Source organism: Streptomyces sp. Da 82-17 (assembly GCF_046098215.1).
In the GTDB taxonomy this organism is placed as follows: Bacteria; Actinomycetota; Actinomycetes; order Streptomycetales; family Streptomycetaceae; genus Streptomyces.
Genome location: NZ_JBJURH010000035.1, coordinates 1 through 26,326, shown reverse-complemented (window position 1 = coordinate 26,326; position 26,326 = coordinate 1). Strand labels below are relative to the sequence as shown.

The window sequence follows — 26,326 nt, the reverse complement described above, 5'->3', positions numbered from 1 at the left end:
CTGGCCGCCCCGACATGCTGAAGGGCTCTCCGGCGGACCGCGGGCGCTCGTGCCTTCGATCGGCACCGCCATCGAGGTGGTCTCCGAGACGGTGGGTTCCCGCTTCCTCGTCACCGCCGCCCGCACACCGCCGCCACGGACTGGGTGATGATCGGCCGGCCCTGAGGAGACCCGGACGGTCCCGAGGAGGGAAAAGATGAACGCGACCTCGAACGGCAAGGCGAACGGACTGCCCCGGACACCAGACTCCCTGCACTGTCTCGTCACCGGAGCCTCCGGATACATCGGCGGGCGGCTCGTCCCCGAGCTGCTCGACGCGGGCCACCGCGTCCGCTGCCTGGTCCGCACCCCCAGCAAGCTCCGCGACCACCCCTGGGGCCCGCGGATCGAAGCCGTACCCGGCGACGTCACGGACGCCGAGTCCGTCGCCGCCGCACTGCGGGGCATCGACGTCGCCTACTACCTGGTGCACGCCCTCGGCACCGGACGGGACTTCGAGGAGACCGACCGGCGCGCCGCCCGCATCTTCGCCGAGCAGGCGCACGCCGCCGGGGTCCGCCGGATCGTCTACCTCGGCGGGCTCACCCCGCGGGGCGTCCCCGAGCGCTCGCTCTCGCCCCACCTGCGGTCCCGTGCGGAGGTCGGCCGGATCTTCCTCGACGCCCCCGTGCCGGCCGCCGTGCTCCGGGCGGCCGTGGTGATCGGATCCGGCTCGGCGTCGTTCGAGATGCTGCGCTACCTGACCGAGCGCCTGCCGGTGATGGTCACCCCCAGCTGGGTGCACACCCGCACGCAGCCCATCGGCGTCCGTGACGTGCTGCGCTACCTCGTCGGCTCGGCCGGCCTGCCCGCCGACGTCGACCGGGCCTTCGACATCGGCGGGCCCGATGTGCTCACGTACCGGGACATGATGCGCCGCTACGCCGCGGTCGCCGGGTTGCGGCGACGCGTCATCGTCCCCGTCCCGGTCCTCACGCCCCGGCTGTCCAGCCACTGGGTCGGGCTCGTCACCCCGGTCCCCGCGTCCATCGCCCGCCCGCTCACCGAGTCGCTGCGGCACGAGGTGGTCTGCGACGAACACGACATCGCCCGCTACGTCCCCGACCTGCCCGGCCGGCCGCTGCCCTTCGACGACGCACTGGCCCTCGCCGTCCGGCGGGTCCGTGAGGCGCAGGTCGTCACCCGCTGGTCCTCGGCCGCGGTGCCTGGGGCCCCGAGCGACCCGCTGCCCACCGACCCGGACTGGGCCGGCGGAAGCCTGTACGAGGACGAACGCGAACTCCCTGTTGCCGCGTCCCCCGAGGCCCTGTGGAAGGTGATCGAGGGAATCGGCGGCCCCAACGGCTGGTACTCCTTCCCACTCGCCTGGGCCGTGCGCGGCTGGCTCGACCGGTTCGTCGGCGGCGTCGGGCTGCGCCGCGGCCGACGCGACGCCGAACGGCTGCGGGTCGGCGACTCCTTGGACTTCTGGCGCGTCGAGGAGATCGAACCCGTCCGCCTGCTCAGGCTCCGCGCCGAGATGCGGCTGCCGGGCCTGGCCTGGCTGGAGATGCGCGTCGACACCGACGACCAGGGGCGCACCCGGTACCGGCAACGGGCCCTGTTCCATCCCCGCGGGCTCCTGGGCCACGCCTACTGGTGGTCGGTCTCGCCTTTCCACGCCGCCGTGTTCGGGGGCATGGCACGCAACATCGCCCATGCCGCGGCGGCCGGACGGGGCGCCCGGCCGTCGCCGTCGGCGTCCCGGTCGCCGGCCGAGCGCATCCGACGCGCGATCGGCTGGCGAAGAGGCCGACGAAGGGACCGGCGAAGAGCGCGGCCATGAGCAGACACCGCCCCGGTCCGGGGACCGTCAGGGCCCGTTCCCCACGAATCGTGGCCCGGATCCTCAGCGCTGCGCACCACCACCACCCCAGGAGGGGCCACATGACCGTCGCGGTCGTCCTGTTCACCGCAGACCTGCGGCTGCACGACCACCCCCCGCTGACCGCCGCCGTGCGCGCCGCGGACGAGGTCGTACCGCTCTTCGTACGGGACCCGGGGGTGCATGCGGTCGGCTTCGACTCGCCAAACCGCCGGGCGTTCCTCGCCGACTGCCTGACCGACCTGGACAAGCGGCTCCGGTGCCGAGGCGGTCGCCTCGTGGTGCGGACCGGTCCCGTCGCGCGGGAGGTGTCCGCTGTCACCGCCGAGTGCGGGGCCACCGAGGTGCACATGGCCGCCGCCGTGACCAGGTACGCCCACCGGCGCGAGCGGCGGCTGCGCGAGGCGCTGGCCGCGCAGGGGGTGACGCTGCACGTCCACGATGCGGTGACCACCGCCGTCGCCCCCGGCGCGGTGACACCCGCGGGGACCGGTGCCGACCACTACGCCGTGTTCACCCCGTACTTCCGCCGCTGGTCGCAGACGTCCCTGCGCGACCCGTTGCCGCCGCCGCCGAGCGTGTGCGTCCCCGAGGCGGCGCGCGGCGAGTCCCCGCCGTCGGCCGAGGACGTCGACGCCACCTCGCCCGGACGCCCCGAGGGCGGGGAGACGGCCGGCCGCACCCGCTGCGCGCAGTGGTGGTCCGACGCGCTCTCCCGGTACGAGGACCGGCACGACGACCTGGCGGGCGATGCCACCTCCCGCCTGTCGCCCTACCTCCACTTCGGGGCTCTCTCACCCCTCGAACTCGTCCAGCGCGCCCGCGCGCACGGCGGCCCGGGAGCGGAGTCGTTCGTACGGCAATTGTGCTGGCGCGACTTCCATCACCAGGTCCTCGCCGCCCGCCCCGACACGGCCGCCGTGGACTACCGCACCCGGCACGATCACTGGCGAGGCGAGGACGACGCGGCCGAGGAGATCGCTGCCTGGCGGGACGGACGCACCGGCTACCCGCTCGTCGACGCGGGCATGCGCCAGCTGCGCCACGAGGGCTGGATGCACAACCGCGCCCGCCTGCTGACGGCCTGTTTCCTCACGAAGACCCTGTACGTGGACTGGCGCATCGGAGCCCGGCACTTCCTGGACCTGCTGGTCGACGGGGATGTCGTCAACAACCAGCTCAACTGGCAGTGGGTGGCCGGCACCGGCACGGACACCCGCCCCCACCGCGTCCTCAACCCCGTCGTCCAGGGCAAGCGCTTCGACCCGCGTGGAACATACGTCCGCCGGTGGGTACCCGAGCTCGCCGACGTCGAGGACCGCTTGGTGCACGAACCCTGGCGGCTGCCGCGCGAGACCAGGAACGGGCTCGGCTACCCGGAACCGCTGATCGACCTCGCCGACGGGCTCACCCGCTTCAAGCAGGCCCGCGGCCGCGACTGAGGGGGCCACACCGCACCGGCTCAGCGGCGGCCGACTCGGGGGAGACGTCCCCTGGTGTCGGCTGCCGCATGACTCTACGCACGCTGCGCGCACCGGGCGGGCCGCTTCGACACGAGCGGGGACAGGGCCGTCACCACGACGTTGCGGGCTGCCGCGTGCGGGTCGCCGCCCGGCGGCTCGGCGGAGCAGTCTTGGCTCCGCCGAGCCCTTCAAGCCGGTCTCCAGACCACCACCCGGCCAGGGCAGAGGCGGCAACGGCCGAGTTGGGCGCACCGATCTTGCGGTGACACCGCGACATCGGGCTCACGCCCTGGGCATGAGGACGGTGTCGACGACATGCACGGTGGCGTTCTCGGTGGCCACGTCGCCGCAGACCACGGACGCGCTGTCGTTCACCTTGTACGCATCCCCGGAGCCGTTCGTGGTCAACTCGCCGCCCTCCAGGGTCTTGTACGTGCCGTCGGCGAGCATGCCCTTGTCGATCTTCTCGCCCACGACGTGATAGGTCAGCACCTTGGTGAGCTGTTCCTTGTCGGCCAGCAGCTTGTCGAGGTCGGCCTTGGGGACCTTGGCGAACGCGTCGTCGGTCGGGGCGAACACCGTGATGTTCTCGGCGTTGTTCAGGGTGTCGACGAGTCCCGCCTTCTTGACCGCGCCGACCAGCGTCGACAGCTCGGGGTTGTTGGAAGCCGCGGTGGCGACCGGGTCGTCGGCCATGCCTTCGGCGCTGCCCTCTCCCGAGGTGGGGAGCGACGAGCATGCCGGGCCGAACGGCTCTGCAGGCTGCGCGGCGAGAGCTGCCGGTGCGGTGAGGCCGAGTGCCACCGGGAGGGCCAGCGTGCTTGCACAGGCTGCCCAGCGGCGGAGTGCTGAGGTTGTCATGGCTCGTTCCTCCTGGATCGAGGGCGCGTGGTCCGGGTGGTCGGATCCCGACGGCCGTCCGTGGAGGACGCCTCGGCTCGGATCCGGGTGGGGCCCGTCGCCCTTGTGCCACACCCGTGATTCCGCCCGGAAGACCGGCCCGGATGCGTGCCGCGGAGAACCGGTGTGCGCGTGACGGTCGCGGGCTGCCGCACTGCACCTTGCTCGGCGGCAGGGTCAGCACCCGCTCTGCTCCAGGCGCAGCCGCAGCGTGCGCATGGCCCGCCGGGCATGGCTCTTGACCGTGCCGAGCGGAAGCCCGGTGCGGGCGGCGATCTGCGACTGGGAGAGATCCTCGTAGAAAGCCAGCCTCAGGACCTCTCGCTGCACGCGGGGAAGCCGGCTCAGTTCGTACCGGACCACGACGCGGTCCACGGTCTGCTGCGCGAGGCGCCCGTCCGGCAGGCGTGGCGCCGTGTTCCGGTCCGACTGCACCGCTGCCGCCAGCCGGGCCTGACGGGCCCGTGCCGCGTGCGCGTCCGCGATCTTGTGCCGGGCGATGCCGACCAGCCAGGAAGCGGCGTTGCCCCGCTCCGGACGAAACCCGCGGCGGAAGCGCCAGGCGGCGATGAAGACCTGCTGCGTGACGTCCTCGGCCTCGCAGGAGTCGCCGAGCGCCCGCCGCGCGATGCCGTGCACGAGGGCTGCCCACCGCTCGTACACGAGCCTGCAGCCGTCCTCGTCCCCCCGCACAAACGCCTCGGCGATCAGCTGATCGTCCCGACGTCCCGGGCTGGTGGCCGAAGCAAGGACGGTGGCCGGGGCGAGGTCCGCCTCCGCTGCCGCACCGGGCTCAGGGCGCACCATCTGTGTTGCGGTCATCTTGAACACTCCTCGGACAGCTCCACCGGGCTGTACTGATCTGCCGGGCGGCGCCTCGTCGCGCCTGTCGTCAGCGTGATCGCGAGGAAAACCGGTGCACAAGATGCATCGTTTGTGCGTCGTTTATCCTCAAGTGCAACCAAGCCTCCGCTCGCGGCCGAAGAAGGTGCGGAAAGTGGACGCGCCGAGCCGCAGGGGGAGACGTCCGGCAGCGGTCATCGGAGGCGGGCGCGGCATACATCGACGAGGCCGTTCGGCGCGGGGCGCATCCGGAGAGCGCCCCGAAAGGGACTGGCGGACGGCCTTCCGGCGCGAGACAGGAGGCCCGGCGGTGAGGCCCGGTGAGCAGAAGGAGAGGCGCATGAGCGGCAAGCGCAGGCACCATGACGTGATTGTCGTCGGCGCGGGGGCGGCAGGCCTCGCCTGCGCCTTCGACCTCGGCGCAGCGGGCCTCGACGTGCGCGTCCTGGAGGCGTCCGACGCCGTGGGAGGCCGGATGCGTACCGATCGCCGGGACGGCTTCGTACTCGATCGCGGCTTCCAGGTGCTCAACACTGCGTACCCTCAACTGAGGCGCCGGGCCGCACTGCGCAGCCTGCTCCTGCACCCCTTCACGCCCTCGGTCCTGACGCACACGCCGCACGGGCGGCACCGGTACAGCGACCCCTCACGCCGCCCCCGCGATCTCCCTCGGCTCGCCCGACAGGGAGGGGCCCTGGTGCGGGACTCCGCGGGACTCGCCACCTTGTCCCTGTTCGCGGCGCTGGCGCCCCCGCGTGCCCTCAGGGGCCGCACCGAACGCAGGACGAGCGAAGAACTCGGCCGCCGCGGCGTCACCGGCGATCTGCTGGAGAACTTCCTGCACCCGTTTCTGGCCGGGGTGTTCCTCGACGACCGCCTGGAGACGTCCAGCCGGGTGTTCCACATGGTCTGGCGGAGCTTCCTGCGCGGAACCGCCACGCTGCCCGCCGCGGGCATCGGCTCGGTCCCCGTACACCTGGCGTCACAACTCCCCCCAGGTGCCGTGCAGTTAGAGACTCCGGTGCGTCAACTCACCTCCACCGGAGTCCTGTTGACCGACGGCCGGGAACTGGACGCTCCCGCGGTCGTCGTGGCCACCGACCCGGAAACGTCCGCGCGCCTCGTTCCGCACCTGACAGTCCCGCCGACGCGCACGGTCTGCACGTACTACTACGCGGCGCCCCGCTCACCGCTCAACGAGCCCGTGCTGCTGCTCGACTCTCGCCGCCGCTTCCTCAACACCTGCGTTCCGAGTCGGGTGGCGCCCGGCCACGCACCCCGAGGCCACGCGTTGATCTCCGCATCGGTGCTCGGCGCCCACACAGCGCAGCGCGCCCTCGCCTTGCGCGAGGCTCTCGCCGAGGCTTACGGGACCGACACCTCCGGGTGGGAGGAGATCGCTCACTACAGCGTTCACGGTGCTCTGCCCGCCATGGTCCCGCCCTGGCCGCTGTCCCGGACCAGTCGATTCGAGCCCGGGCGGTACGTGTGCGGGGACCACCGCGCGACCGGGTCCGTCCAGGGTGCCCTGGCTTCGGGGGCCCGGGCGGCCCGCGAGGTGTTGACGTCGGGCCGGCTGTGACGCGTCAGCGAGCGGCCCGCCGGTCCGGCCCGCCGTCCTCCGACCGGGACGCTGCCGCCGAGGCCGCCCTGACCACCGGGGCGCTCGCCCGAAGGCTCGGTGTCGCGCAGACGACACTGCGCACATGGGAGCGTCGCTACGGCATCGGCCCGAGCCGCCGTGAACAAGGGCGCCACCGGCGTTGGTCCCCGGAGGACGTGGCCAGGATGGAGCACATGTGCCGGCTGACCGCGCAGGGAGTCACGCCCGCGGAGGCGGCTCAACTGGCGATGGCGGACAGCGGCCGACCCACGGCGGCGCCCTCGCAGCCCGGCCCGCGGCGGCGCACTCCGGGAGGCTTCCGAGACCTGCCGCTGGGCCAGGTCTGGCCGGAGAGCCGGGGCCTGGCGCGCGCCGCGGTCCGACTCGACGCCTCGGCGGTACAGATCCAGCTCCGCTCCGCGATCGACGCGTACGGGGTCGTGGTGGCCTGGGAACAGATCATCGCCCCGACTCTGCACGCCGTCGGCCGCAAGTGGGCGACGGCCGACGAGTCGTACGTCGAAGTGGAACACCTGCTGTCCTGGCACGTGTCGTCCATGCTCCGCTCGGCGGTCGCCCCGGCCATGGACGGTCGCCCGCCGATCCTGCTGGCCTGTATGCCGGAGGAGCAGCACAGCCTGCCGATCGAAGCCCTGTGGGCGGCGCTGACCGAACGGGGACTGCCCACCCGCATCTTCGGGGCCGCCGTACCCGCGGAGGCCCTGGAGTCGGCCGCGCGGCGCACCGGCCCGGGCGCCGTCGTTCTCTGGTCTCAGTCCCGGGAGACGGCCGACCTGAGGGTGGTGCGCAGGCTCCTCGCTCTCGAATGGGGCGTACGCGGCGCCCGCAGCCATCCACTGGCCCTGCTGGCGGGACCGGGCTGGGCCGGTACGCCCCCGGAACCGGGGGCGGGCCGCCTCACGGGACTCGCCTCCGGCCTGGCGCTCCTGGAATCGCTCTTCCGTACCGGCACATAGCCGTCCCGCGCCGGACGAGCAGGCTGCGCAGGGCCGCGCTCACTCGACGGTGACGACGACGGAGTGCCGGCCCGAGGCTCCGTCCGGGATGGTGCGGGTGCGGCGTTCGGTCTGGGTCTCGCCTGTGCGGTCGGTGGCCCGGACGGTGAGTCTGTGGCCGCCCTTGGCGGCCTTCCACTCGTACGACCACTGGCGCCAGGTGTCCCTCGTGTCCTCGGCGGCGAGCCGGGCCTCCTCCCACGGGCCGTTGTCGACCCTGACCTCGACCTTGTCGATGCCGCGGTGCTGGGCCCAGGCGACCCCGGCGACCATGACGGTGCCGGCGGCCGGGCGGGCGAACGGCTTGGGGGTGTCGATACGGGACTGGGTCTTGACCGGAGCGCGCTGTGCCCAGTCCCGTTTCACCCAGTAGGTGTCGTAGGCGTCGAAGGTGGTCAGCTCGATGTCCCGGATCCATTTGCACGCCGAGACGTACCCGTACAGGCCGGGCACGAGCATGCGTACGGGAAAGCCGTGGACGAACGGAAGCGGCTCGCCGTTCATGCCGACGGCCAGCATCGCGTCGCGCCCGTCCATGACGTCCTCGACGGGGGTGCCGAGCGTCATGCCGTCCACGGAGCGCGACACGAGCTGATCGGCGGGCCCGCCCTCGGACGGCGGCCGGACGCCGCACTTCCGCAGCAGTTCGGCCAGGGGGACGCCGATCCAGCGGGCGTTGCCGATGTAGGGGCCGCCGACCTCGTTGGAGACGCAGGTCAGGGTGATGGTGCGTTCGACGAGCGGCATCTTCAGCAAGTCGTCGAAGCTCAGGGTCCGTTCGCGGGTCACACCCTTGCCGTGGATGCGGAGCTTCCAGGTGGTGGCGTCGACTTTCGGCACGACCAGGGCGGTGTCGACGCGGTAGAAGTCGTCGTTGGGCGTCACGTACGGAGTGATCCCCTTGATGCGCAGTGCGGCTCCGCGAGGTGTGGGGGCGGCTTCGGACGACGGTGGCGGAATCGTCACATCCGTGCGCGAGGCTGCTGCGCTGCGGGTCTGCGACCCGCTCAAGGCCCGGCCGGCCACCGTGGCGCCGGTCGACGCTGCCGCGGCAGCGGTCGCGGCGACGACGAAGGCGCGCCGGTCCCAGCCGTAGTCTGCCTGAGCGCTCGGTTCCGTCGCGTCCGCCGCGGGTGCGGTGCGCCGTTCCAGAAGACCGATCAGCCAGTACAGCAGCGCGGCTCCGGCCACGGCGCCCGCCACGGACGGCAGGGCGTCGACCGCGCCCGTGGAGTCGGGCCGGCTGGTGGCGGCCAGCGCGCCGACGGCGCCGAAGGCGAGGACGCCGAGCGAGCCGATACGGCGCCGACGGGATGCGAGCACGCCGAGGACCAGCCCCACGCCGCAGAGCACGACGAGGATGCCGAGCTGCAGCACCAGCTTGTCGTTCGTGCCGAACTGGCGGATCGCCCAGTCCTTCACGGCGGACGGCGTACGGTCGATTGCCGCGCCGCCCACCGCGACGACCGGCCCCGACTCCGGCCGCACCACGGCGGCGACCAACTCGGCGACCGCGAGGGCCGCGTACCCGGCGAGCAGGCCGCTCAGCGCTCCGAGGGAGAGCCGTCTCGGGCTCCGTTTGGCGCCACGGGCACTGTCGTGGCCGTTGCCGTCGGGAGGGGTGGTGGTCGGCCGTTGGCGGTCCATGTCGTCGTCCATGTCGTCGTCCATGCGCAGAATCCGTGCCCGCGCCGGTTCCGGTTTGGTCCTCGGGCCCGATCGGGTGACTGCGGAATCTCTTGGGAGAAGAGACCAAACCGCCTCCGTACCCGCCTCGAATTCCCGGCGATGAGAGCACAGGGCTCTTACGAATCCGATCGATGAGGGATTGCCATGCAGAATCGTGTCCGTCGTGTCGCTGTCGCCGTAGCTGCTGCTGCCATGCTGCCGCTGGCCCTGACCGCCTGCTCCGACAGCGGTTCCCAGGACAAGGCAGCCGACAGCGCCTCGGCCCCCGCGTCGAAGGAGAAGGAGCCGGAGACCTCCGCCCCCGCGGACGACGCCGAGGCGATGGACGGTCCGTTCGGTCCGGCCTGCGCGTCCGTGCCGAAGGACGGCGCGGGCTCGTTCGACGGGATGGCCAAGGACCCGGTCGCCACCGCCGCGTCCAACAACCCGGCCCTGTCGACGCTGGTCACGGCCGTGAAGAAGGCCGGCCTCGTCGACACCCTGAACAACGCGCAGGACATCACCGTCTTCGCACCCACCAACGACGCCTTCGGCAAGATCCCCAAGGCGGACCTGGACAAGGTCCTCAACGACAAGGAGCAGCTGACGAAGATCCTCACCCACCACGTGGTCGGTCAGAAGCTCGCCCCGAAGGACCTGGAGAACGGCAAGTTCGAGACCCTGGCGAAGACCGAGGTGACCACCTCCGGCTCCGGCGAGTCCTTCACGGTCGCCGACTCGGGCAACGTGGTCTGCGGCAACGTGCAGACGGCCAACGCCACGGTCTACATCATCGACTCGGTCCTCATGCCCAAGTGACGCACGAGAGCTGACGACTGAGAGCCCACGGGGAGCCCGACAGCCGACCGCCGGGCTGCGTGAGGGAGGCATGCGGCCGCGGGAGCGGGTCCCTGCGGCCGCACAGTCCCGCCGGCGCCGGGTCACGCCGCCCGCGTCGGCACCGTACGGCCCGCTCACCGCGGCTCACCGGAAAGAGATGAGGAGATCCCCAATCCGTCACGCCCTCTGCTCCGGAATACCCAGGAGACCGCACACGCGGCCGGAGAGGAGAGGCATGTCCATGGGGTCAGTGAACACGGCGGGCGGGGTCGACGGGGCCCCGGCTCCCGTAGACCGGGACCGGCCGCGCACGGCGGTGATCGGCAGCGGCGTGGCCGGTCTCACCGCCGCGTACGTGCTCGCCCGCGCGCATCACGTCACGCTGTACGAGGCCGACGACCGGCTCGGCGGACACGCCCACACCCACGACCTGACTGCGCCCGACGGTTCGCGTCACCGAGTCGACTCCGGCTTCATCGTCCACAACCGCCGCACCTATCCGAACCTGCTGCGACTGTTCGCCGAACTCGGCGTCGGCACACAGGAGTCGGAGATGAGCCTGTCGGTGCGGTGCGAGGGATGCGGTTTGGAGTACGCCGGCGCGCGCGGCCCGGCCGGACTGTTCGCCCGGCCCCGCAACGCCCTGAGCGCGCGGCATCTGCGGCTGCTCGCCCAGGTGCCCGCCTTCCATCGGGCCGCGCGCCGGCTCCTCGCGCAGGACGCCGGAGCAAGCCTCACCCTGGGCGAGTTCCTGGACCGCGAGGGTTTCTCCCGGTACTTCCGTACGCATTTCATGACCCCGCTGGTGTCGTCGGTCTGGTCGTGCGACGCCGCCACCGCGGAGCGCTACCCGGCCGTGTACCTGTTCCGGTTCCTGCGCCACCACGGGATGCTCTCGGTCGGCGGATCGCCCACATGGCGCACGGTCAACGGCGGCTCGCGCAGCTACGTGGACCGGGTGGCCCGCGCCCTGCACACGGTGTGCCTGGGCACTCCGGTCCGGGCGATCCAGCGGCATCCGGACGGCGTTCGCGTCACCGCCGAGGACGGCGTCGTGCGGTCGTACGACTCGGTGGTCGTCGCCACCCACCCGGATCAGGCGCTCCGTCTCCTCGCCGACGCCACCGCCCTGGAGAAGGAGGTCCTCGGCGCTTTCCGGTACTCCCGCAACGCCACGCTCCTGCACACCGACACCAGCCTGCTGCCGCACGCCCGGGCAGCCCGCGCCTCCTGGAACTACCTGATGCCTTCCTGCCAGGCGGGCGCCGACCGGGTACGGGTCAGCTACGACATGAACCGGCTCCAACGCCTGGACGCACCCGAGACGTACGTGGTCACGCTCGGCGGCGAGGACCGCGTCGACCCTGACCTGGTCCGGGCCCGCATGGTGTACGAACACCCGGTCTACACCCCGGAGTCGGTATCCGCCCAGCAGCGGCTGCCCGAACTGAGCACCACCGTCACGGCGTTCGCCGGGGCGTACCACGGCTGGGGGTTCCACGAGGACGGCTGCCGCTCCGGCGTCATGGCCGCCGCGGCCCTGGGAGTGCGCTGGTGAGCACGGCCTCGCTGCCGCACTCGGTCTCGTGCCCCGCTCCGGCCCTGTACAGCGTGGCGATCGCGCACGTCCGCACCGCCCCGTGGCGGTACACGCTGCGCCACCGCACCTACATGTGGCTGATCGACCCCGACCGCCCACCCGAACTGCCGCTGCCTCTGCGGCCCTTGGCGCGCTTCGACGCCCGCGACCACTTCGACGGCGACCGTCCGACGATCCGCGCCGGACTCGAAGCGTTCCTTGCCGGGCACGGCGTGGACCTCCAGGGTGGGCCGGTCCTGATGCTCACCCACGCCCGGGTCCTCGGGTACGTGTTCAACCCGCTGACGGTCTTCTGGTGTCACGGGCCCGACGGCACGCTGCGCTGTGTCGTCGCCGAGGTGCACAACACGTACGGCGGACGCCACTGCTACCTGCTGCGTCCCGATGCCGCGGGCCGGTCGGTGGCCGGCAAGGCGTTCTACGTCTCGCCGTTCTTTCCCGTCGACGGCAGCTACAGCATGCGACTGCCCGCACCCGGCGACCGCCTCGACCTCACCGTGCATCTGGAACGCGACAACGGCAGGCCCTTCACCGCAACCGTCCGGGGCCTTCGCCGCGAAGTACGTACGGGCGCCCTGCTCCGGCTCGCCCTACGCCACCCCTGGTCCACGCTCGCCGTGTCCGCCGCGATCCGGTGGCACGGCATCCGCCTCTACCTGCGGGGGCTGCCCGTACAGCCGAGACCCGGACCACGCCCCATCGAATCCGACGAGTCCGAACCGAGAACCCCGGAGAACGCTTCATGACCACAGCCGAGCCCCGCACCGCCGCGGCCCCGGCCCCGAAGCCCCCGAAGTCCGCATCGGCCCCGGAGCCCCGGACGCCCGCGCTCGCCACCGCGCCTCCCGCCGGCCCCGCCGCCACCGAGAGGCTCACCTCCGCCGAGGCCAAGGCGGGCGCGAAACCCTCCGAGGCCGGTCCCACCGAGAAGACAGCCGAGGCCGGGACCGCGGCCGGTCCCGCCGGTCCGGACCCGGGGCGGTGGCCCGACGTCGCCGCCCCCGTTCCCCGCCGCGGCCCCCGAACGGCGATCGCCGCCGCCGTGGTTCAACGAGCCCTGAAGCAACTGCCGTTGCGGGTGCGGTTCGCCGACGGAACGGAACTCGGGAAGGGCGGCCCGGTCGTGGACGTTCACGATCCGCGGGCCTTCCACGGCCGTATCGGCGCACAGGGTCTGATCGGCTTCGGCGAGTCCTACATGGCCGGCGAGTGGGACGCCCCCGACCTGGTCGCCGCTCTCACCGTCCTCGCCGCGCACGCCACCGAGCTGGTCCCCGCACCCCTGCAACGCCTGCGTCGCCTGTGGGCCCCACGCCGTCCGCGCGCGCAGCGCAACACACCGGCCGGCTCCCGCGACAACATCAGCCACCACTACGACCTGTCCAACGACCTGTTCGCCCTCTTCCTCGACGAGACCCTCAGCTACTCTTCGGCCCTCTTCCGTTCCCTGCCCGCGCAGTGGGACCAGCTCGCCGACGCCCAGCGTCTCAAGGTCGACCGGCTGCTGGATCTCGCCGAGGTCCGCGAGGGCAGCCACGTCCTTGAAATCGGCACCGGGTGGGGCGAGTTGGCGATACGCGCCGCAGCCCGCGGCGCCCACGTCACCTCGGTCACCCTCTCCGCCGAACAGCGCGACCTCGCTCGTACGCGGATAGCGGAGGCCGGGTTTGCCGATCGCGTCTCCGTCGAACTGTCCGACTACCGCGAGGCCCGCGGCACGTACGACGCCGTGGTCAGCGTCGAGATGGCCGAGGCCGTCGGCGCCGAGTTCTGGCCGGTCTACTTCCGCACCCTCGACGAGCGGCTCACCCCGGGCGGCCGGGTGGCCCTGCAGGTGATCACCATGCCGCACGACCGGATGCTGGCCTCTCGCGCCACTCACACCTGGATCGGCAAGTACATCTTCCCCGGCGGACTCCTTCCCTCGGTCGAGGCCGTCGCCGAGACGGTGCGTCGGCACACCGGGCTCACCCTCGCCCGCCGCGACGCCTACGGCCCCCACTACGCCGAGACGCTTCGACTGTGGCGCGAACGGTTCGCCGAGCGCGCCGACGAGGTGGAGGCCCTGAGCTTCGACGAGACGTTCCGCCGCATGTGGACCCTCTACCTCGCCTACTCCGAGGCCGGGTTCCGCGCCGGCTACCTCGACGTCCAGCAGTACCTGCTCACCAAGGAGGCCGCGGCCCCATGACCACCACCCGCCCCGCACGGCACGGGACCGCGGCGCACCGCCTCGCCGCACTCGCCGAATCCGCATGGGGAGGCCCGCTCCCCGTCCGGCTGCGCGCCTGGGACGGCAGCGAGACCGGCCCGGCCACCGGCCCCGTCGTCGTCCTACGCTCCCGGCGCGCACTGCGCCGACTCCTGTGGCAGCCCGGTGAGTTGGGACTGGCCCAGGCCTACGTCACGGGAGAACTGGAGGTGGAGGGGGACCTGGCCGACGGGCTGCGTGCCGTCTGGGCAGCAGCCAGGGAACAGCAGCTGGGCACCCCACGGCTCTCCCTGCCCGACCGGGCCCGTGCCGTCGGCGCCGGGGTGCGGCTCGGCGTCGTGGGCCCACCGCCGGCTCCGCCCGCCTCCCAGGCACGGCTGCGCGGCGTGCTGCACAGCAGGTCCCGTGACCGCGCCGCCATCAGCCACCACTACGACCTGTCCAACGACTTCTACCGGCTCCTTCTCGACGAGACCATGGCGTACTCGTGCGGTTACTGGGCCGGCGAGGAACCGGAGTTCGGCCTCGCGGAAGCACAGCGCGCCAAGCTGGAGCTGATCTGCCGCAAGCTCGGGCTGGTCCCCGGCGCCCGGCTGCTCGACATCGGCTGCGGCTGGGGGTCCCTCACCCTGCACGCGGCCGAACGGCACAAGGCCCACGTCACCGCCGTGACCCTCGCTCGGGAACAGGCGGCGCACGTACGCGAACAGGTGCGCGTCCGCGGCCTCGGCGACCGGGTGGAGGTGATCTGCCAGGACTACCGGGACATCGCAGACGGTGGGTTCGACGCGGTCTCCACCGTGGAGATGGGCGAGCACGTGGGTGACGCCGAGTACCCCGCGTTCGCGGCGGCCCTGCACCGGATGGTGCGCCCGCAAGGACGCGTTCTGGTCCAGCAGATGTCCCGCGGCGCGACAGCGCCCGGTGGGGGAGCGTTCATCGAGGCGTACATCGCCCCCGACATGCACATGCGCCCGCTGGGCGACACCGTCGGACTCCTGGAGACGGCAGGCCTGGAGATCCGGTCGGTCGAATCGCTTCGCGAACACTACGTCCGCACGATCGAGGCCTGGCACCGCACGCTCGAAGAGCGCTGGACCGAGGCCGTGGGTCTCGTCGGTGAGGAGACGGCGCGGGTCTGGCGGCTCTATCTGGTCGGGGGCGCCCTCGCCTTCGAGGAGCGCCGGATGGGCGTGGATCAGATCCTCGCCGTGCGCCCCGACCCCGAGGCGCCGGGTGGCCACCCGACGACTCCGCGGCACTGGTACGCGGGGCTTGAGCGGCCGGTGGCGGCATGAGCGACGTGAGTGGGGTGAGTGGTGTGGGCGCGGCCCACGGGTTTCCCTGGGGCCACTTCGCCGCCGGCCTGCCCTGGTCCGCGCCGGCCGCCCTCGCCGTCATGCTGGTCACCTTCGCCGTCGCCGTACGCAAGGGCATGCACCGGATCGTCGACATCGCCTGGGGCCTGGGCTTCACCGCCGTCGCCCTGACGAGTCTCCTCGCCTCGACCGGGGCAGGCGGCGACCCGGTCCGGCGGGTCCTCGTGACCGCCCTGACAGCGCTCTGGGGTCTTCGGCTCGCCGGGCACATCGCCCGGCGCGGCCGCGGCCACGGGGAGGACCCGCGCTACGCCCGCCTGCTGGCCAAGGCCCCGGGCGACCCGAACCTGTACGCCCTGCGCATGGTCTACCTGCTTCAGGGCGCTCTGGTCTGGCTGGTGTCCCTGCCGGTCCAGGCCGCCCACTACGTACCGGATCCGATGGGCTGGGTCGCTTGGGTGGGCGTCGCGCTGTGGGCGGTGGGGTTGTTCTTCGAGGCGGTCGGCGACGCGCAGCTGGCCCGGTTCAAGGCCGATCCGGCGAACCGGGGCCAGATCATGGACCGGGGCCTGTGGCGCTACACCCGCCATCCGAACTACTTCGGCGACTTCTGTGTGTGGTGGGGCCTGTTCCTGCTAGCGGCCGGCTCCATCCCCGTGGCAGTCGCTGTCGTCGTCGCCCCGCTCGTGATGTCCCTGCTTCTGACTCGGGGCAGCGGGCAGCGGCTCCTCGAACAGCACATGTCGAGTCGTCCGGGTTACGCCGGGTACGTGGCCCGTACCAGTGGCTTCTTCCCGCGTCCGCCGCGGAGTCGAGGCGGGCCTGCGGCAGCGTCGAGACCGCCGTCCGGCCGCTGACGATGCGTCAGCGGCCGGACGGTCCGCTCCGTGGCGAAGGGCGGGACATCCCGGGCCTTGGGCCCCGGGCCCCGCGCCTTCCCGCCCCTCAAGCCGGCAGCGGCATCAGGGCAACCGGAGCGGAGGTCGGCTGCTCGGAGCCCCCGGCGGGCTCGACCGTGATGCCCATGCCGGAGGCTCGGGACACGGCGCCACTCATCAGCACCGTCTGCTCGCTGCGTCCGGGCTCCATCAGCCCGGCGGAACGCATGACTCCGTCCTCGTCGAACCACAGCTGGTACGTCTTGCCCTTGGGCGGCGGCGCCATCCCGGAGACCACGAAGACGGCCTTGTCCTGGCTCCTGGACACGACGACCGTGCCGGTCGCACCGTCCCCCAACTTCGCCGAGCCGCTGCGGGCGTCCGGCGCCGCGAGCACGGCGGAGACCCGGTCGGCGTCCTGCGTGGCCTGTCTGGCCCGGTCGAGCGCGTCCTCGGCGCGCTGGTGCTGCCACACCGCGATGCCGCCGAAGGCGGCAGCCGCCGCCACACAGGCGGCCAGTGCCCAGCGCGACAGGATCGTCCGGCGGGTGGCAGCCCGCGGGGCGGACATGGCGGCACCGGCCTCGCGCGGCGTCTCCTGACGTACCGTCGTGATGCGACGCAGCACCTCGTCCCGTAGTTCGGGCCGCGGCGTGACGCTGACCGCGAGACCGAGCCGTGCGGCGGTGGCCGTCAACTCGGCGGTCTCCTGCGTGCATGGCTCGCACCCGGACAGGTGCCGCTCGAAAGCGGCCCGCTCGGTCTCGGGCAGCGCGTCCATCGCGTACGCGCCGGTCAGTGTGTGCAGGTCAGTCGTGTTCACGCGGTCACCCCCAGGCAGTCGCGCAGCCGGATCAGCCCGTCGCGCATACGGGTCTTCACGGTGCCCAGAGGCAGCGTCAGAATTTCGGCGACCTCACGGTAGGTGAGTCCGCGGTAGTAGGCGAGAGTGACGGCCTGGCGCTGGATCTCGGTCAACGTGCGCAGGCAGCGCCGCACCTGCTCCCGCTCGAGGCGACTCTCCACCTGCTCGGCCACGGTGTCGTACGCGGGCGTCCGGTCGAGGAGCGCCGCCTTGTGGTCGCGGGCCGCGGAGGCCTCGGCCGAGCGCACCCGGTCGACCGCTCGCCGATGCGCCAGGGTGAGGATCCAGTTGATCGCCGTTCCCCGGTCCGGCCGGTAGCGGGCGGCGGTCCGCCAGAGCTCGACCATGATCTCCTGCGCCACTTCCTCCGACTGGGCGTGATCGCGCAGAACGGCACGTACGGTGCCGAGCACGGGGCCCATCGCCAGGTCGTACACAGACGCGAACGCGTCCTGATCGCCCAGGGCGACCCGCCCCATCAGCTCGTTCAGGTCTGGCTCGGCGGAGGGGGTTCCGCCGATGGACACGGCTTCCTTCACAGGCTGCTCCGGGGTAGGTCACGGGTGTCGGAAGTAGTTCGGACCCGGGCCGGGCCGCGGATTGGTCGAGCGGGGCAATCCATCTTGCCCGCGGCTACGAATCACCGGCATGAGTGTCCAGTGGCCCGAAGACCACGCCCATCTGAGGGGTAGAGAACGCACACCGGCAAGCGGCCCGCGCGACGCCGACGCCCCGAAGCCGGCGCTCGTCCCGCACCGCCTCCCGCGCGGAATCCCGCCCCGCCCCCGGGCCGCGGTGCTGTTCCTGCACGGCGGCCGCGCCGACAGCCGGTCCCCGTCCCGTCCGTGGCACCTCGCGGCCCTCCGGATGCGCCCCTTCGTACGGGCCGTGGCTGCGGCGCTGCCCGCCGACGACCCGGTGCTGCTCGCGAACGTGCGGTACCGCGTGCGCGGCTGGAACGGCGCCGCCGCGGACGCCCTGCACGACGCGCGCCGCGCCCTCGACGAACTGGCTCGCGGAGCCGGCGACATCCCCGCAGTCCTCGTCGGCCACTCGATGGGAGGCCGTGCTGCCCTGGCCTGCGCCGACCGCTCTGCCGTACGGGCTGTGGTCGCCCTGGCGCCCTGGTGCCCGGACGGCGAACCCGTCGCACACCTGCGGGACAAGGACGTGATCGTGCTTCACGGGGAGCGCGACCGCACCACGGAACCGCGCGCCGCTGTGGCGCTCCTGCACCGTGCCGGCCAGGCCGGTGCACGAACGGACCTGACCCTGCTGCCCGGTGGAGACCACGCGATGCTGCGCGACAGCGCACTCTGGCACCGGGCCGTGGCCTCGGCGGTCGTGCGCCTGCTGCAACGGTAGGAGTACGACGTCGGGCGAGCGCTCGCCGCCCAGCAGCCGTTCGGTTCCGTCCCCAGGACCATCCGGCCCTGTCCCGGCTCCGGCAGCGCCCGGAAGCTGGAGGTGGGCGGCGAGCCCCGCGGCGTACGGGCATGACGGGAGTTGAGCGACGTGTCGAACGTGACGACGACCGATCTCTACGAGGTCAGCATGGCCCTCTCGTATGTCCGCGAGGGCATGCGAGCGCCCGCCACCTTCAGCCTCTTCGTACGGGATCTGCCACCGGGCCGCGGATTCCTCGTGGCCGCCGGTCTGGAGCCCGCGCTCGACTACCTCGCCGGCCTCACGGTGAGTCCGGCGGACGTCAGGGACTTCGCCGAGGCGCTGCACCGCGACGAGCAGGATCTGCGCCCCCTCGCGGGGCTCTGTTTCGACGGCGAGGTGCGGGCCGTGCCGGAGGGAACGATCGTTCTTGCCGGCGAGCCGCTCCTCGAAGTGACCGCACCGCTTCCCCAGGCACAGCTCGTCGAGACGTATCTGCTCTCCCTGATCTGCCACCAGACTGCCGTCGCCTCGAAGGCCGCGCGATGTGTCCTCGCAGCCGCCGGGCACCCCGTGATCGACTTCTCGCTGCGCCGCAGCCACGGTCCGCAGGCCGGCCTGGCCTCGGCCCGGCTGGGAGCGCTGGTGGGGTTCGCGGGCACCAGCAACGTGGCAGCCGCCGTCCGGTACGGCATCCCGGCGTTCGGCACGATGGCCCACTCGTACGTCGAGGCGTTCCCGAGCGAACTCGACGCGTTCCGGGCGTTCGCCCGGACACACCCGGGGCCCGTCACGCTGCTCGTCGACACGTACGACACCGAGCGCGGCACCAAGTCCGCCGCGGAGGTCCTGCACGAGCTGGGCGCTCCGGACGGATGCGCCATTCGTCTCGACAGCGGTGATCTCGGAACGCTCGCGCGCCGCGCCCGCAGCCTCCTCGACGAGGCGGGACTGCCCCGGGTGCGGATCATCGCCAGCGGCGGCCTCGACGAATACGCGGTCGACGCGCTCGTACGGTCCGGCGCACCGATCGACGTGTACGCCGTCGGCACCAAGGTCGGCGTTTCCGCCGACGCCCCGTATCTCGACGCGGCCTACAAGCTCGTCGCGTACGAAGGACGGCCGGTGATGAAGCTGTCGTCCCACAAGGTCACCGCTCCCGCACCCAAGCAGGTCTTCCGCCGGCCGGGGCTCCTGGACGTCGTCGCACTGCACGACGAGCCGGCCCCGGCGGGCGCGGAGCCGCTGCTGCGGACCGTGATGCGCAACGGTCGAAGGGTCGGGCCACGCCCCTCGCTCGCCTCGGCCCGCACCCGCTTCGAGACGGACCTCAGGCAGGTGCCGGAGGCGGCACGCCGGATCGACGGACCGGAGGCACCGACGGCCTCTGTGTCGCCGCGTCTCGGGGCCCTGACGGACGAGGTGCGGCGGACCATCACGTCCGCGACTGCGCGTGTCCCGGCACGCGGCACCGCAGGCCCGCCGATCTGACGGCGGCCGTCTCGGTGAGCGTCCACCGGTGAGGATCTCGGCCCATGAACATCTTGGTCGCCGTGTCGAGTGCCCTCCTGTCCGCCGTATGTTTCGGCATCGGGTCCGTAATGCAGCACGAGGCGGCGCGACGGGCGGCGATGTGGAAGTCGCTGCGCCTTCAGCTCCTGTTCGACCTGGCTCGACGGCCCGGTTGGCTGGCGGGAATCGGGCTCTCCGTCTGTTCCTTCGCCTTCCTGGGACTCGCGCTCGCCCACGGCCCCCTGGCCCTGGTCCTGCCGCTCGCGGCAACCGATCTCCTGTTCGCGCTGCCGTTCCTGGCCTCCCGTCAGCGGGAGCCGCTCACTGGTTCGGAGAAGACCGGGATCATCTGCACTGCCGGGGGCGTGGCGGTGTTCCTGACCGTGCTTCCGCTCGCACCCCGGACATCGCTTCCTGCGGTCCACGACTGGGTGCCCGCACTCGCGGTGGTGGTCGGTGTCGTGGCGCTCCTGGTGCCTGTGGGAGTGAGCAGCCCGCCGCGCCTGCGTACGGCCGTTTACGCGGTCTGTGCGGCGGTGACGCTGGCACTGTTCGACAGCCTGACCAAGAGCACGGCCGGCCGGTTCCGTACGGAAAGCCTCGAGGCGCTTCTCCATTGGGAACCGTATGCGCTGATCGCCGTGGGCGTGACGGGCCTGGTGCTGTCACAGAGCGCGTTCCAGTCCGGATCTCTGGCCGTCAGCCTGCCCGTCATCGACACCCTGGAGCCGATCGGGGCCGTGGCGATCGGACTCGCTGTCTTCGACGAACAACTCGCCGTCACCGGCTGGACGTTGACGGTGCAGATGCTGGGCGCGGCGACGGCTGTCACGGGCATCGTGCTCCTGGGCCGGTCCCCGCTGGCCACGGCATGACACGACGCCCTTCATTCGTGGGTTCCGCTGCCGTACGGCGCGTAGAGGTCGAGCAGGCGGGTTCGGGTGGCCTGGAGGCGGTGGGCGAGCACCTGCGCGACCCACCGGGTGACCTCCTCCGCCAGCACTGCGTCGTCCCGGCACAGGCCCCGGACCCGTTCCGCGTCGAATTCCCAGGCATGGACCGGACTTGCCGCACTCGCGCCCAGATGCCAGACGTGGGGCCGCAGCAACCAGGACCAGCCGACGAGATCGTCGACGCCGAGCGTCTCGATCACGACCGGTCGGCGCCCGGGTATGCGCATGTCGAGGGCTACGGTGCCGGACCTGACGACCCAGAAGCGGTCAGCTCTGCCCCCTTCGTTGAACAGGCGTGTGCTGTGCGGGATCTTCACCTCCCGCGCGGCGGCCATCAGCGTGGTCCGGTGGTCCGGAGAGAGGATCTGGGACATGCGCGGGGCCGGGGCGGTGATCATGACGTCCTCCTCACGGCGGGCTGTCCTCGCCACTGGAATCCTCGGTCTGGTTTCAGCCTCGCCTCTTGCCGCGCGTACCCGCATGGGCCGAGTGGGCCCGTCGGCTCTTCCGGTGGTCCCGCCAGGGCGTCCGACCGGTACTCGTCAGGTCGCCGGAGGGCGGTCGCCGCCGGAGGGCTCGCGGTGCGCCGGGACCTTCGGGCCCCGCTTTGCCCCCGGCGGCCCTCAGCTCCTGACATAGCCGGGTGCGACGGTAGGAACAGCCCTCGGAAAAGGCCTGGAGGGATCATGCAGAAGACCGAATCCGGCAAGGGTCTCGGCCGCCTCGTCGTCGGCGTGGACGGATCCGACAGCACGCGTGCGGCTGTGCTGTGGGCGGCCCGTGAGGCGGCCCGACGGACCACCGGCCTCTACCTCGTACACGCCACTGATACGGCAGCCGCGTCCTTTTTCGCTTCCCGGAACGACCTGTTGCAGCGTCGCCGAAACGGCAGGGAAGCGCTCGACGCGGCGGCTGATCTCGCCGGACGTCACCCGGGCCTGGCCGTCGTCAAGAACCTCGACGACGACGCACCCGCAGACAGCCTGCGCAGAGCGGCAGCACAGAGCGGCACCATCGTGATCGGGCACCGGGCAGACGGGTTTCCGCACCACGTACTCGGATCCGTGGCCCGCGAGGTTCTGCAGACGGCGACGACCCCGGTGGTCGTGGTCCGAGAAGCCGCGGAGCCCGAGCCCGGGTCCGAGTCCGAGTCCGAGTCCGGGACGGGGACCGGCGAGCCCCGGCCCGTACTCGCGGCCGTCCGCGACGACAGCGACCTCGGCTGCGCCCTGACGGCTGCTTGCGAAGCACGAGCACACCAGGTCCCCCTGCGGCTCCTGCACGTCCGTCGGGCGGACTCCGCACGGCCGCCTGCCCGTCTCGTCGACCGCGTCCGTGAGGAGTTCCCCGAGGTGACGGTGGAGACGGAGGAAGAGACGAGCCGCAGTGTGCCCGGAGCGCTCGTCGAGGCGTCCCGGCACGCCGACCTCCTCGTCGTCGGTGGCCGCAGGCCCGCAGGTCACCTGGGTCCGCTGCTCGGGCGGACCGCGCTGAAGCTCCTCCAACACGCCCACTGCCCGGTCGAGTTCCTGCCCCGCCACGGGCACGGACACGGCACCACCTGACGGCCATGCCGACGGCAGCCGCCGACCGGACGCCCGCCACCGCCGCGCTCGAGGAAGGCCTCAGCGAGGCCGAAGCCGCACGCCGCCTGGCCGACGAGGGACCCAACGAGGTGGCGGCTGCACCGCCGGTGCCGCTGCACCGCCGCATCCGGGCACAGCTCCTCGACCCGCTCATCCTGGTCCTGCTCGCAGCGGTCGTCCTGACACTGGCGATCCGCGACCACACCGACGCTCTGGTCATCGGCCTCGTCGTCCTCGTGAACACCACGGTCGGCGTCGTCCAGGAGATCCGGGCCGACAACGCCATCCGCGCCCTGTCCGCGCTGAGTGCCCCGCACGCGCGCGTACGACGCGACGGCGCCGTCCGTGACGTGCCGTCCGCGTCCGTCGTCCCCGGAGACGTCCTCCTCCTGGGGGAGGGCGACATCGTCGCCGCCGATGCCGAACTCGCCGACGCATCCGCCCTGTTGCTCGACGAGTCCATGCTCACCGGGGAGTCGGTGCCCGTCGACAAGGACGCCGGGAGCACGGTGAGCGCGGGCACCGTCGTCGTACGCGGCCGTGGCGTGGCCGTCGTGACAGCCACCGGGTCGGCCGGCGCCCTCGGCCGCATCGCGGCCCTGCTCGACGACCGCCGCGAGCCCACTCCGCTGCAACGTCGCCTCGCCGCCCTCGGCCGGGTCCTCGCCGCCGTGACCCTGGTGCTGTGCGCCCTGGTCCTCGTGCTGGGCACGGTCCGCGGCCTGCCCCTCGGCACCATGGCGGTGACCTCCATCAGCCTCGCCGTGGCCGCCGTCCCGGAATCGCTGCCCGCGGTCGTCACCCTCGCTCTGGCCCTCGGCGCGCGGCGCATGGTGGCCCGCCACGCACTCGTACGGCGCCTGCCCGCAGTCGAGACGCTCGGCTCGGTGTCCGTGCTGGCCACCGACAAGACCGGCACGTTGACGGAGGGCCGCATGGTCGTCCAGCACGTCTGGACACCCGAGCTGGAGGCCGAGTTCACGGGCGTGGGCTACGAACCCGAGGGCGACGTCCTCGTCGCCGGCAGACCGGCCACCGCCGACGAACTGCCGCCCGTGGCCGCATTGTTGACCGTGACGGCGCTGTGCAACGACGCCGCCCTGCGCCCGCCCGACCCCGAGGGCCCCACGGACCGCTGGGCCGCCCTGGGCGACCCGATGGAGGCAGCCCTGCTCGTGGCGGCCGCGAAAGCGGGCCGTGCGCCGGACCACCCTGCGTACCCCCGGATCGCGGAAGCGCCCTTCGACAGCCTCCGCAAGCGGATGTCCACTCTGCACCGCACTCCAGAAGGCCGCGTCCTCGTCTGCCTCAAGGGGGCGCCCGAGGCGGTGCTCGACCCGGCCGTCCTCCGGGACCGTCCCGACACCCTCGCACGCGCCCACGAACACGCCGCGGACTGGGCGGCGCGAGGCCACCGCGTACTCGCGGTCGCGTCCGGCACGCGGGACACCCCGCCCGACGAGGCGGCCGACGCGGAGCACGGCCTCGACCTGCTGGGACTCGTCGCGCTGAGCGACCCTCCGAAACCGCACGCGGCGGCCACCCTCGCCTCCTGCCGCGCGGCCGGCATTACCCCCGTACTCATCACCGGGGACCATCCCGCCACGGCAGAGGCGATCGCCTCCCGCGTCGGAGTCCTCACCGACGACGACACCGGGACGGACCGCCGTGTCGTCACCGGCGGGGACGTGGCGGCGGGGACGGTCTCCGACCTCACGGCGGTCAGAGTCTTCGCCCGGACAGACCCGGGGCAGAAGCTCGACATCGTCGAGGCCTGGCGCGCCAGGGGAGCGGTCACCGCCATGACCGGCGACGGAGTCAACGACGGCCCCGCCCTGCACCGCGCGGACATCGGCGTGGCCATGGGTGCGCGCGGCACCGAGGTTGCCCGCCAGGCCGCCGACCTCGTCCTCACGGACGACGAGCTCTCCACCGTCGTGGCCGCCGTCGAGGAGGGCCGACGGGTGTACGACAACATCCGGCGCTTCCTCGTGTACGGAATGGCGGGCGGCGCCGCCGAGATCCTCATCATGCTGCTCGGACCGCTGCTCGGCCTGACGCTGCCGCTGCGCGCGGGCCAGATCCTCTGGATCAATCTCCTCACCCACGGGCTCACCGGCGTGGCGATGGGCGCGGAACCCGCATCCCCCGGTGCGATGCGACGGCCGCCCCGGCCCCCGGAGCAGCACATCCTCGGCAGCGGCGCATGGCAGCGGCTGCTCGTCCTGGCCGCCGTCGTCACGGCCGCTTCCCTCGGGGCCGGGCTGGCCGCCGAAGCGTTCGGCCTCGCCTGGCAGAGCGTGCTGTTCGCGGCTCTGCTCGCCGCCCAGCTCGGTGTCGTCCTCGGCCTGCGCGCTCGGCTCTTCACCCGAGCCAACCTCTTCCTGCCCCTTTCCGCCCTCGCCTCGGCCCTGCTCGGGGCGGCGGCGCTCACGCTGCCCTTCCTCCGCTCGGTCCTCCAGACCGAACCCCTCGGGTGGGCGGAAGCCGGCCTGGCCCTGGCCTGCGCCGCCGTGGCCTTCGGCGCAGCCCGGATCGTCCGCACGGCCTTCCACACATCCGGCCGACGGGAACGCGCTGCGCTTCGGGACTGACGGAACGGATTCTGCTCGGCTCACGTGTCGTGCTCGCGCGCGTGTGCGGCGATGACGGCGGCCTGTACGCGGCGTTCCACGCCCAGCTTGCCGAGGAGCCGTGAGATGTGGTTCTTGACGGTCTTCTCGGAGAGGTAGAGGCGTTCGGCGATCTGGCGGTTGGTGAGCCCCTCGCCGATCAGTTCCAGTACGTTGCGTTCGCGCTCGGAGAGCCCCGCGAGCCGCTCGTCCTCCGGCGGCGCGGCCGGTTCGGGCCCGCGCAGGGAGTGCATGAGGCGTGCGGTCGTCGCCGGGTCCAGCATCGACTGGCCCGTGCCCACGGTCCGTACGGCCGAGACCAGGTCGGAGCCCTTGATCTGTTTCAGGACGTACCCGGCGGCCCCCGCCATGATCGCGTCGAGGAGGGCGTCCTCGTCGTCGAACGAGGTCAGCATGAGGCAGGCGAGGTCGGGCATCCATGAGCGCAGTTCCCGGCACACGGTGATGCCGTCGCCGTCGGGGAGGCGTACGTCGAGCACCGCCACGTCGGGCCGCAGCGCGCGCCCTCTGGCCAGAGCCTGGTCGGCCGTGCCCGCCTCGCCGACCACTTCCATGTCGGGCTCGTCGTCGATGAGGTCGCGGATGCCGCGCCGGACCACCTCGTGGTCATCGACGAGGAAGACGCGGATGGGTGTGCCGGGTGTTGTCGGTTCGTTCATGACGGTCCCTGGGCGGTGGGTCGGGCTCGCGGGCCTCTACATGGATTGTCCGTCAGGTGGGCCCGGTCCGGCTCCCCGGCGCCCTCCACACCCGTTCACCGGTGGGATACGACGGCGACCGGCGCCGCGCAGTGGTGGACGACCGCGTGGGTGACGGGCCCGATGTGCGCGCCGAGGGTCGGACGGCGGCTGCGGCGCCCGACGACCACCAGCTCCGCCCCGGCGGCGGCCCGTACGAGCACGGGGGCGGCCGGGCCGACCGGCGCGAGCGCGACGACGGGCACCGACGGGTACTGCCGCTCCCAGTGCGCGAGTATCGCGGCGAGTCCGCGTTGGACGCCGGGTGCCAGGTCCTGCTCTGCGGCCACGAGGGCGGAGGCTTCGCGTACGACCGGTGGGAGGGTCCAGGCGTGCACGGCCCGCACCCGGCAGCCGAGCCGGGCGGCCTCGCCGAACGCGAACTCCAGGAGCGGATCGCAGAGTTGACGGATGTCCACCCCGACGACGATGTCTCCGGGACGGCCGT

General features: G+C 72.5%; 23 protein-coding genes. 15 read left to right on the top strand and 8 right to left on the bottom strand.

Going from position 1 to position 26,326, the window contains the following annotated elements:
• The first annotated feature begins 196 nt into the window (after positions 1–196).
• Both ACIDOF_RS36215 and ACIDOF_RS36210 read left to right on the top strand, forming a co-directional pair.
• Positions 197–1,825, top strand: coding sequence for an SDR family oxidoreductase (locus ACIDOF_RS36215; RefSeq protein WP_409010506.1), 1,629 nt, complete (start codon positions 197–199; stop codon positions 1,823–1,825).
• Between the two features lie 101 nt (positions 1,826–1,926).
• Positions 1,927–3,306: a cryptochrome/photolyase family protein gene (locus tag ACIDOF_RS36210; RefSeq protein ID WP_409010505.1), complete on the top strand. Its 1,380-nt coding sequence runs from the start codon at positions 1,927–1,929 to the stop codon at positions 3,304–3,306.
• 303 nt (positions 3,307–3,609) lie between these two features.
• On the opposite strand, the gene ACIDOF_RS36205 is transcribed toward ACIDOF_RS36210, so the two are convergent.
• Positions 3,610–4,188, bottom strand: coding sequence for a fasciclin domain-containing protein (locus ACIDOF_RS36205; protein ID WP_409010504.1), 579 nt, complete (start codon positions 4,186–4,188; stop codon positions 3,610–3,612).
• Positions 4,189–4,404: 216 nt separating this feature from the next.
• A complete protein-coding gene (locus ACIDOF_RS36200; RefSeq protein ID WP_409010503.1) occupies positions 4,405–5,049 on the bottom strand; it encodes a sigma-70 family RNA polymerase sigma factor in 645 nt (214 codons plus the stop codon).
• 361 nt (positions 5,050–5,410) lie between these two features.
• On the opposite strand from ACIDOF_RS36200, the gene ACIDOF_RS36195 reads away from it, so the two are divergent.
• Positions 5,411–6,652: an NAD(P)/FAD-dependent oxidoreductase gene (locus tag ACIDOF_RS36195; protein ID WP_409010502.1), complete on the top strand. Its 1,242-nt coding sequence runs from the start codon at positions 5,411–5,413 to the stop codon at positions 6,650–6,652.
• Positions 6,649–7,650 (top strand): MerR family transcriptional regulator, encoded by a 1,002-nt coding sequence (locus ACIDOF_RS36190; protein ID WP_409010501.1) that lies wholly within the window; start codon positions 6,649–6,651, stop codon positions 7,648–7,650. The genes ACIDOF_RS36195 and ACIDOF_RS36190 overlap by 4 nt, the downstream gene beginning before the upstream one ends.
• Before the next feature lie 39 nt (positions 7,651–7,689).
• On the opposite strand, the gene ACIDOF_RS36185 is transcribed toward ACIDOF_RS36190, so the two are convergent.
• On the bottom strand, positions 7,690–9,360 hold the full coding sequence (locus ACIDOF_RS36185) for a sulfite oxidase (RefSeq protein WP_409010500.1): 1,671 nt from the start codon (positions 9,358–9,360) through the stop codon (positions 7,690–7,692).
• A gap of 162 nt (positions 9,361–9,522) precedes the next feature.
• On the opposite strand from ACIDOF_RS36185, the gene ACIDOF_RS36180 reads away from it, so the two are divergent.
• From ACIDOF_RS36180 to ACIDOF_RS36155, 6 genes are all read left to right on the top strand, one after another.
• Positions 9,523–10,176: a fasciclin domain-containing protein gene (locus ACIDOF_RS36180; protein ID WP_409010499.1), complete on the top strand. Its 654-nt coding sequence runs from the start codon at positions 9,523–9,525 to the stop codon at positions 10,174–10,176.
• A gap of 262 nt (positions 10,177–10,438) precedes the next feature.
• Complete coding sequence (locus ACIDOF_RS36175; RefSeq protein ID WP_409010498.1) at positions 10,439–11,755, top strand: NAD(P)/FAD-dependent oxidoreductase; 1,317 nt, start codon at positions 10,439–10,441, stop codon at positions 11,753–11,755.
• Positions 11,752–12,543 carry a DUF1365 domain-containing protein gene (locus ACIDOF_RS36170; RefSeq protein WP_409010497.1) on the top strand — a complete coding sequence of 264 codons (792 nt, stop codon included), beginning with the start codon at positions 11,752–11,754 and terminating at the stop codon, positions 12,541–12,543. Before ACIDOF_RS36175 ends, ACIDOF_RS36170 begins: the two co-directional genes overlap by 4 nt.
• Positions 12,540–13,988, top strand: coding sequence for a class I SAM-dependent methyltransferase (locus ACIDOF_RS36165; protein WP_409010496.1), 1,449 nt, complete (start codon positions 12,540–12,542; stop codon positions 13,986–13,988). Before ACIDOF_RS36170 ends, ACIDOF_RS36165 begins: the two co-directional genes overlap by 4 nt.
• Entirely contained in the window at positions 13,985–15,307 is a 1,323-nt protein-coding gene (locus ACIDOF_RS36160) for a class I SAM-dependent methyltransferase (protein WP_409010495.1), read from the top strand. The genes ACIDOF_RS36165 and ACIDOF_RS36160 overlap by 4 nt, the downstream gene beginning before the upstream one ends.
• Positions 15,304–16,185 (top strand): DUF1295 domain-containing protein, encoded by an 882-nt coding sequence (locus ACIDOF_RS36155; RefSeq protein WP_409010494.1) that lies wholly within the window; start codon positions 15,304–15,306, stop codon positions 16,183–16,185. Before ACIDOF_RS36160 ends, ACIDOF_RS36155 begins: the two co-directional genes overlap by 4 nt.
• Before the next feature lie 88 nt (positions 16,186–16,273).
• On the opposite strand, the gene ACIDOF_RS36150 is transcribed toward ACIDOF_RS36155, so the two are convergent.
• Both ACIDOF_RS36150 and ACIDOF_RS36145 read right to left on the bottom strand, forming a co-directional pair.
• Entirely contained in the window at positions 16,274–17,029 is a 756-nt protein-coding gene (locus ACIDOF_RS36150; RefSeq protein WP_409010493.1) for an anti-sigma factor domain-containing protein, read from the bottom strand.
• Complete coding sequence (locus tag ACIDOF_RS36145) at positions 17,026–17,610, bottom strand: sigma-70 family RNA polymerase sigma factor (RefSeq protein ID WP_409010492.1); 585 nt, start codon at positions 17,608–17,610, stop codon at positions 17,026–17,028. The genes ACIDOF_RS36150 and ACIDOF_RS36145 overlap by 4 nt, the downstream gene beginning before the upstream one ends.
• Before the next feature lie 109 nt (positions 17,611–17,719).
• Here ACIDOF_RS36145 and ACIDOF_RS36140 point away from each other — a divergent pair, with 109 nt between their 5' ends.
• The 3 genes from ACIDOF_RS36140 to ACIDOF_RS36130 all read left to right on the top strand — a co-directional run bounded on the left by ACIDOF_RS36140 (position 17,720) and on the right by ACIDOF_RS36130 (position 20,844).
• Positions 17,720–18,436, top strand: coding sequence for an alpha/beta hydrolase (locus ACIDOF_RS36140; protein ID WP_409010491.1), 717 nt, complete (start codon positions 17,720–17,722; stop codon positions 18,434–18,436).
• Positions 18,437–18,586: 150 nt separating this feature from the next.
• Positions 18,587–19,948 carry a nicotinate phosphoribosyltransferase gene (locus ACIDOF_RS36135; protein WP_409010490.1) on the top strand — a complete coding sequence of 454 codons (1,362 nt, stop codon included), beginning with the start codon at positions 18,587–18,589 and terminating at the stop codon, positions 19,946–19,948.
• Between the two features lie 44 nt (positions 19,949–19,992).
• On the top strand, positions 19,993–20,844 hold the full coding sequence (locus tag ACIDOF_RS36130) for a DMT family transporter (protein WP_409010489.1): 852 nt from the start codon (positions 19,993–19,995) through the stop codon (positions 20,842–20,844).
• An 11-nt stretch (positions 20,845–20,855) separates the two neighbouring features.
• On the opposite strand, the gene ACIDOF_RS36125 is transcribed toward ACIDOF_RS36130, so the two are convergent.
• Entirely contained in the window at positions 20,856–21,320 is a 465-nt protein-coding gene (locus ACIDOF_RS36125) for a cyclic nucleotide-binding domain-containing protein (protein WP_409010488.1), read from the bottom strand.
• Between the two features lie 288 nt (positions 21,321–21,608).
• On the opposite strand from ACIDOF_RS36125, the gene ACIDOF_RS36120 reads away from it, so the two are divergent.
• Together ACIDOF_RS36120 and ACIDOF_RS36115 are read left to right on the top strand one after the other, a co-directional pair.
• Complete coding sequence (locus ACIDOF_RS36120) at positions 21,609–22,487, top strand: universal stress protein (protein WP_409010487.1); 879 nt, start codon at positions 21,609–21,611, stop codon at positions 22,485–22,487.
• Positions 22,488–22,492: 5 nt separating this feature from the next.
• The gene (locus ACIDOF_RS36115; RefSeq protein WP_409010486.1) at positions 22,493–25,102 is read left to right on the top strand and encodes a cation-translocating P-type ATPase; all 2,610 of its coding nucleotides are present in this window, start codon (positions 22,493–22,495) and stop codon (positions 25,100–25,102) included.
• A gap of 20 nt (positions 25,103–25,122) precedes the next feature.
• Here ACIDOF_RS36115 and ACIDOF_RS36110 read toward each other — a convergent pair whose 3' ends face one another.
• Both ACIDOF_RS36110 and ACIDOF_RS36105 read right to left on the bottom strand, forming a co-directional pair.
• Positions 25,123–25,800, bottom strand: coding sequence for a response regulator (locus tag ACIDOF_RS36110; RefSeq protein WP_409010485.1), 678 nt, complete (start codon positions 25,798–25,800; stop codon positions 25,123–25,125).
• A 95-nt stretch (positions 25,801–25,895) separates the two neighbouring features.
• The coding region (locus ACIDOF_RS36105) for a universal stress protein (protein ID WP_409010484.1) at positions 25,896–26,326 on the bottom strand (431 nt) is incomplete at its 5' end.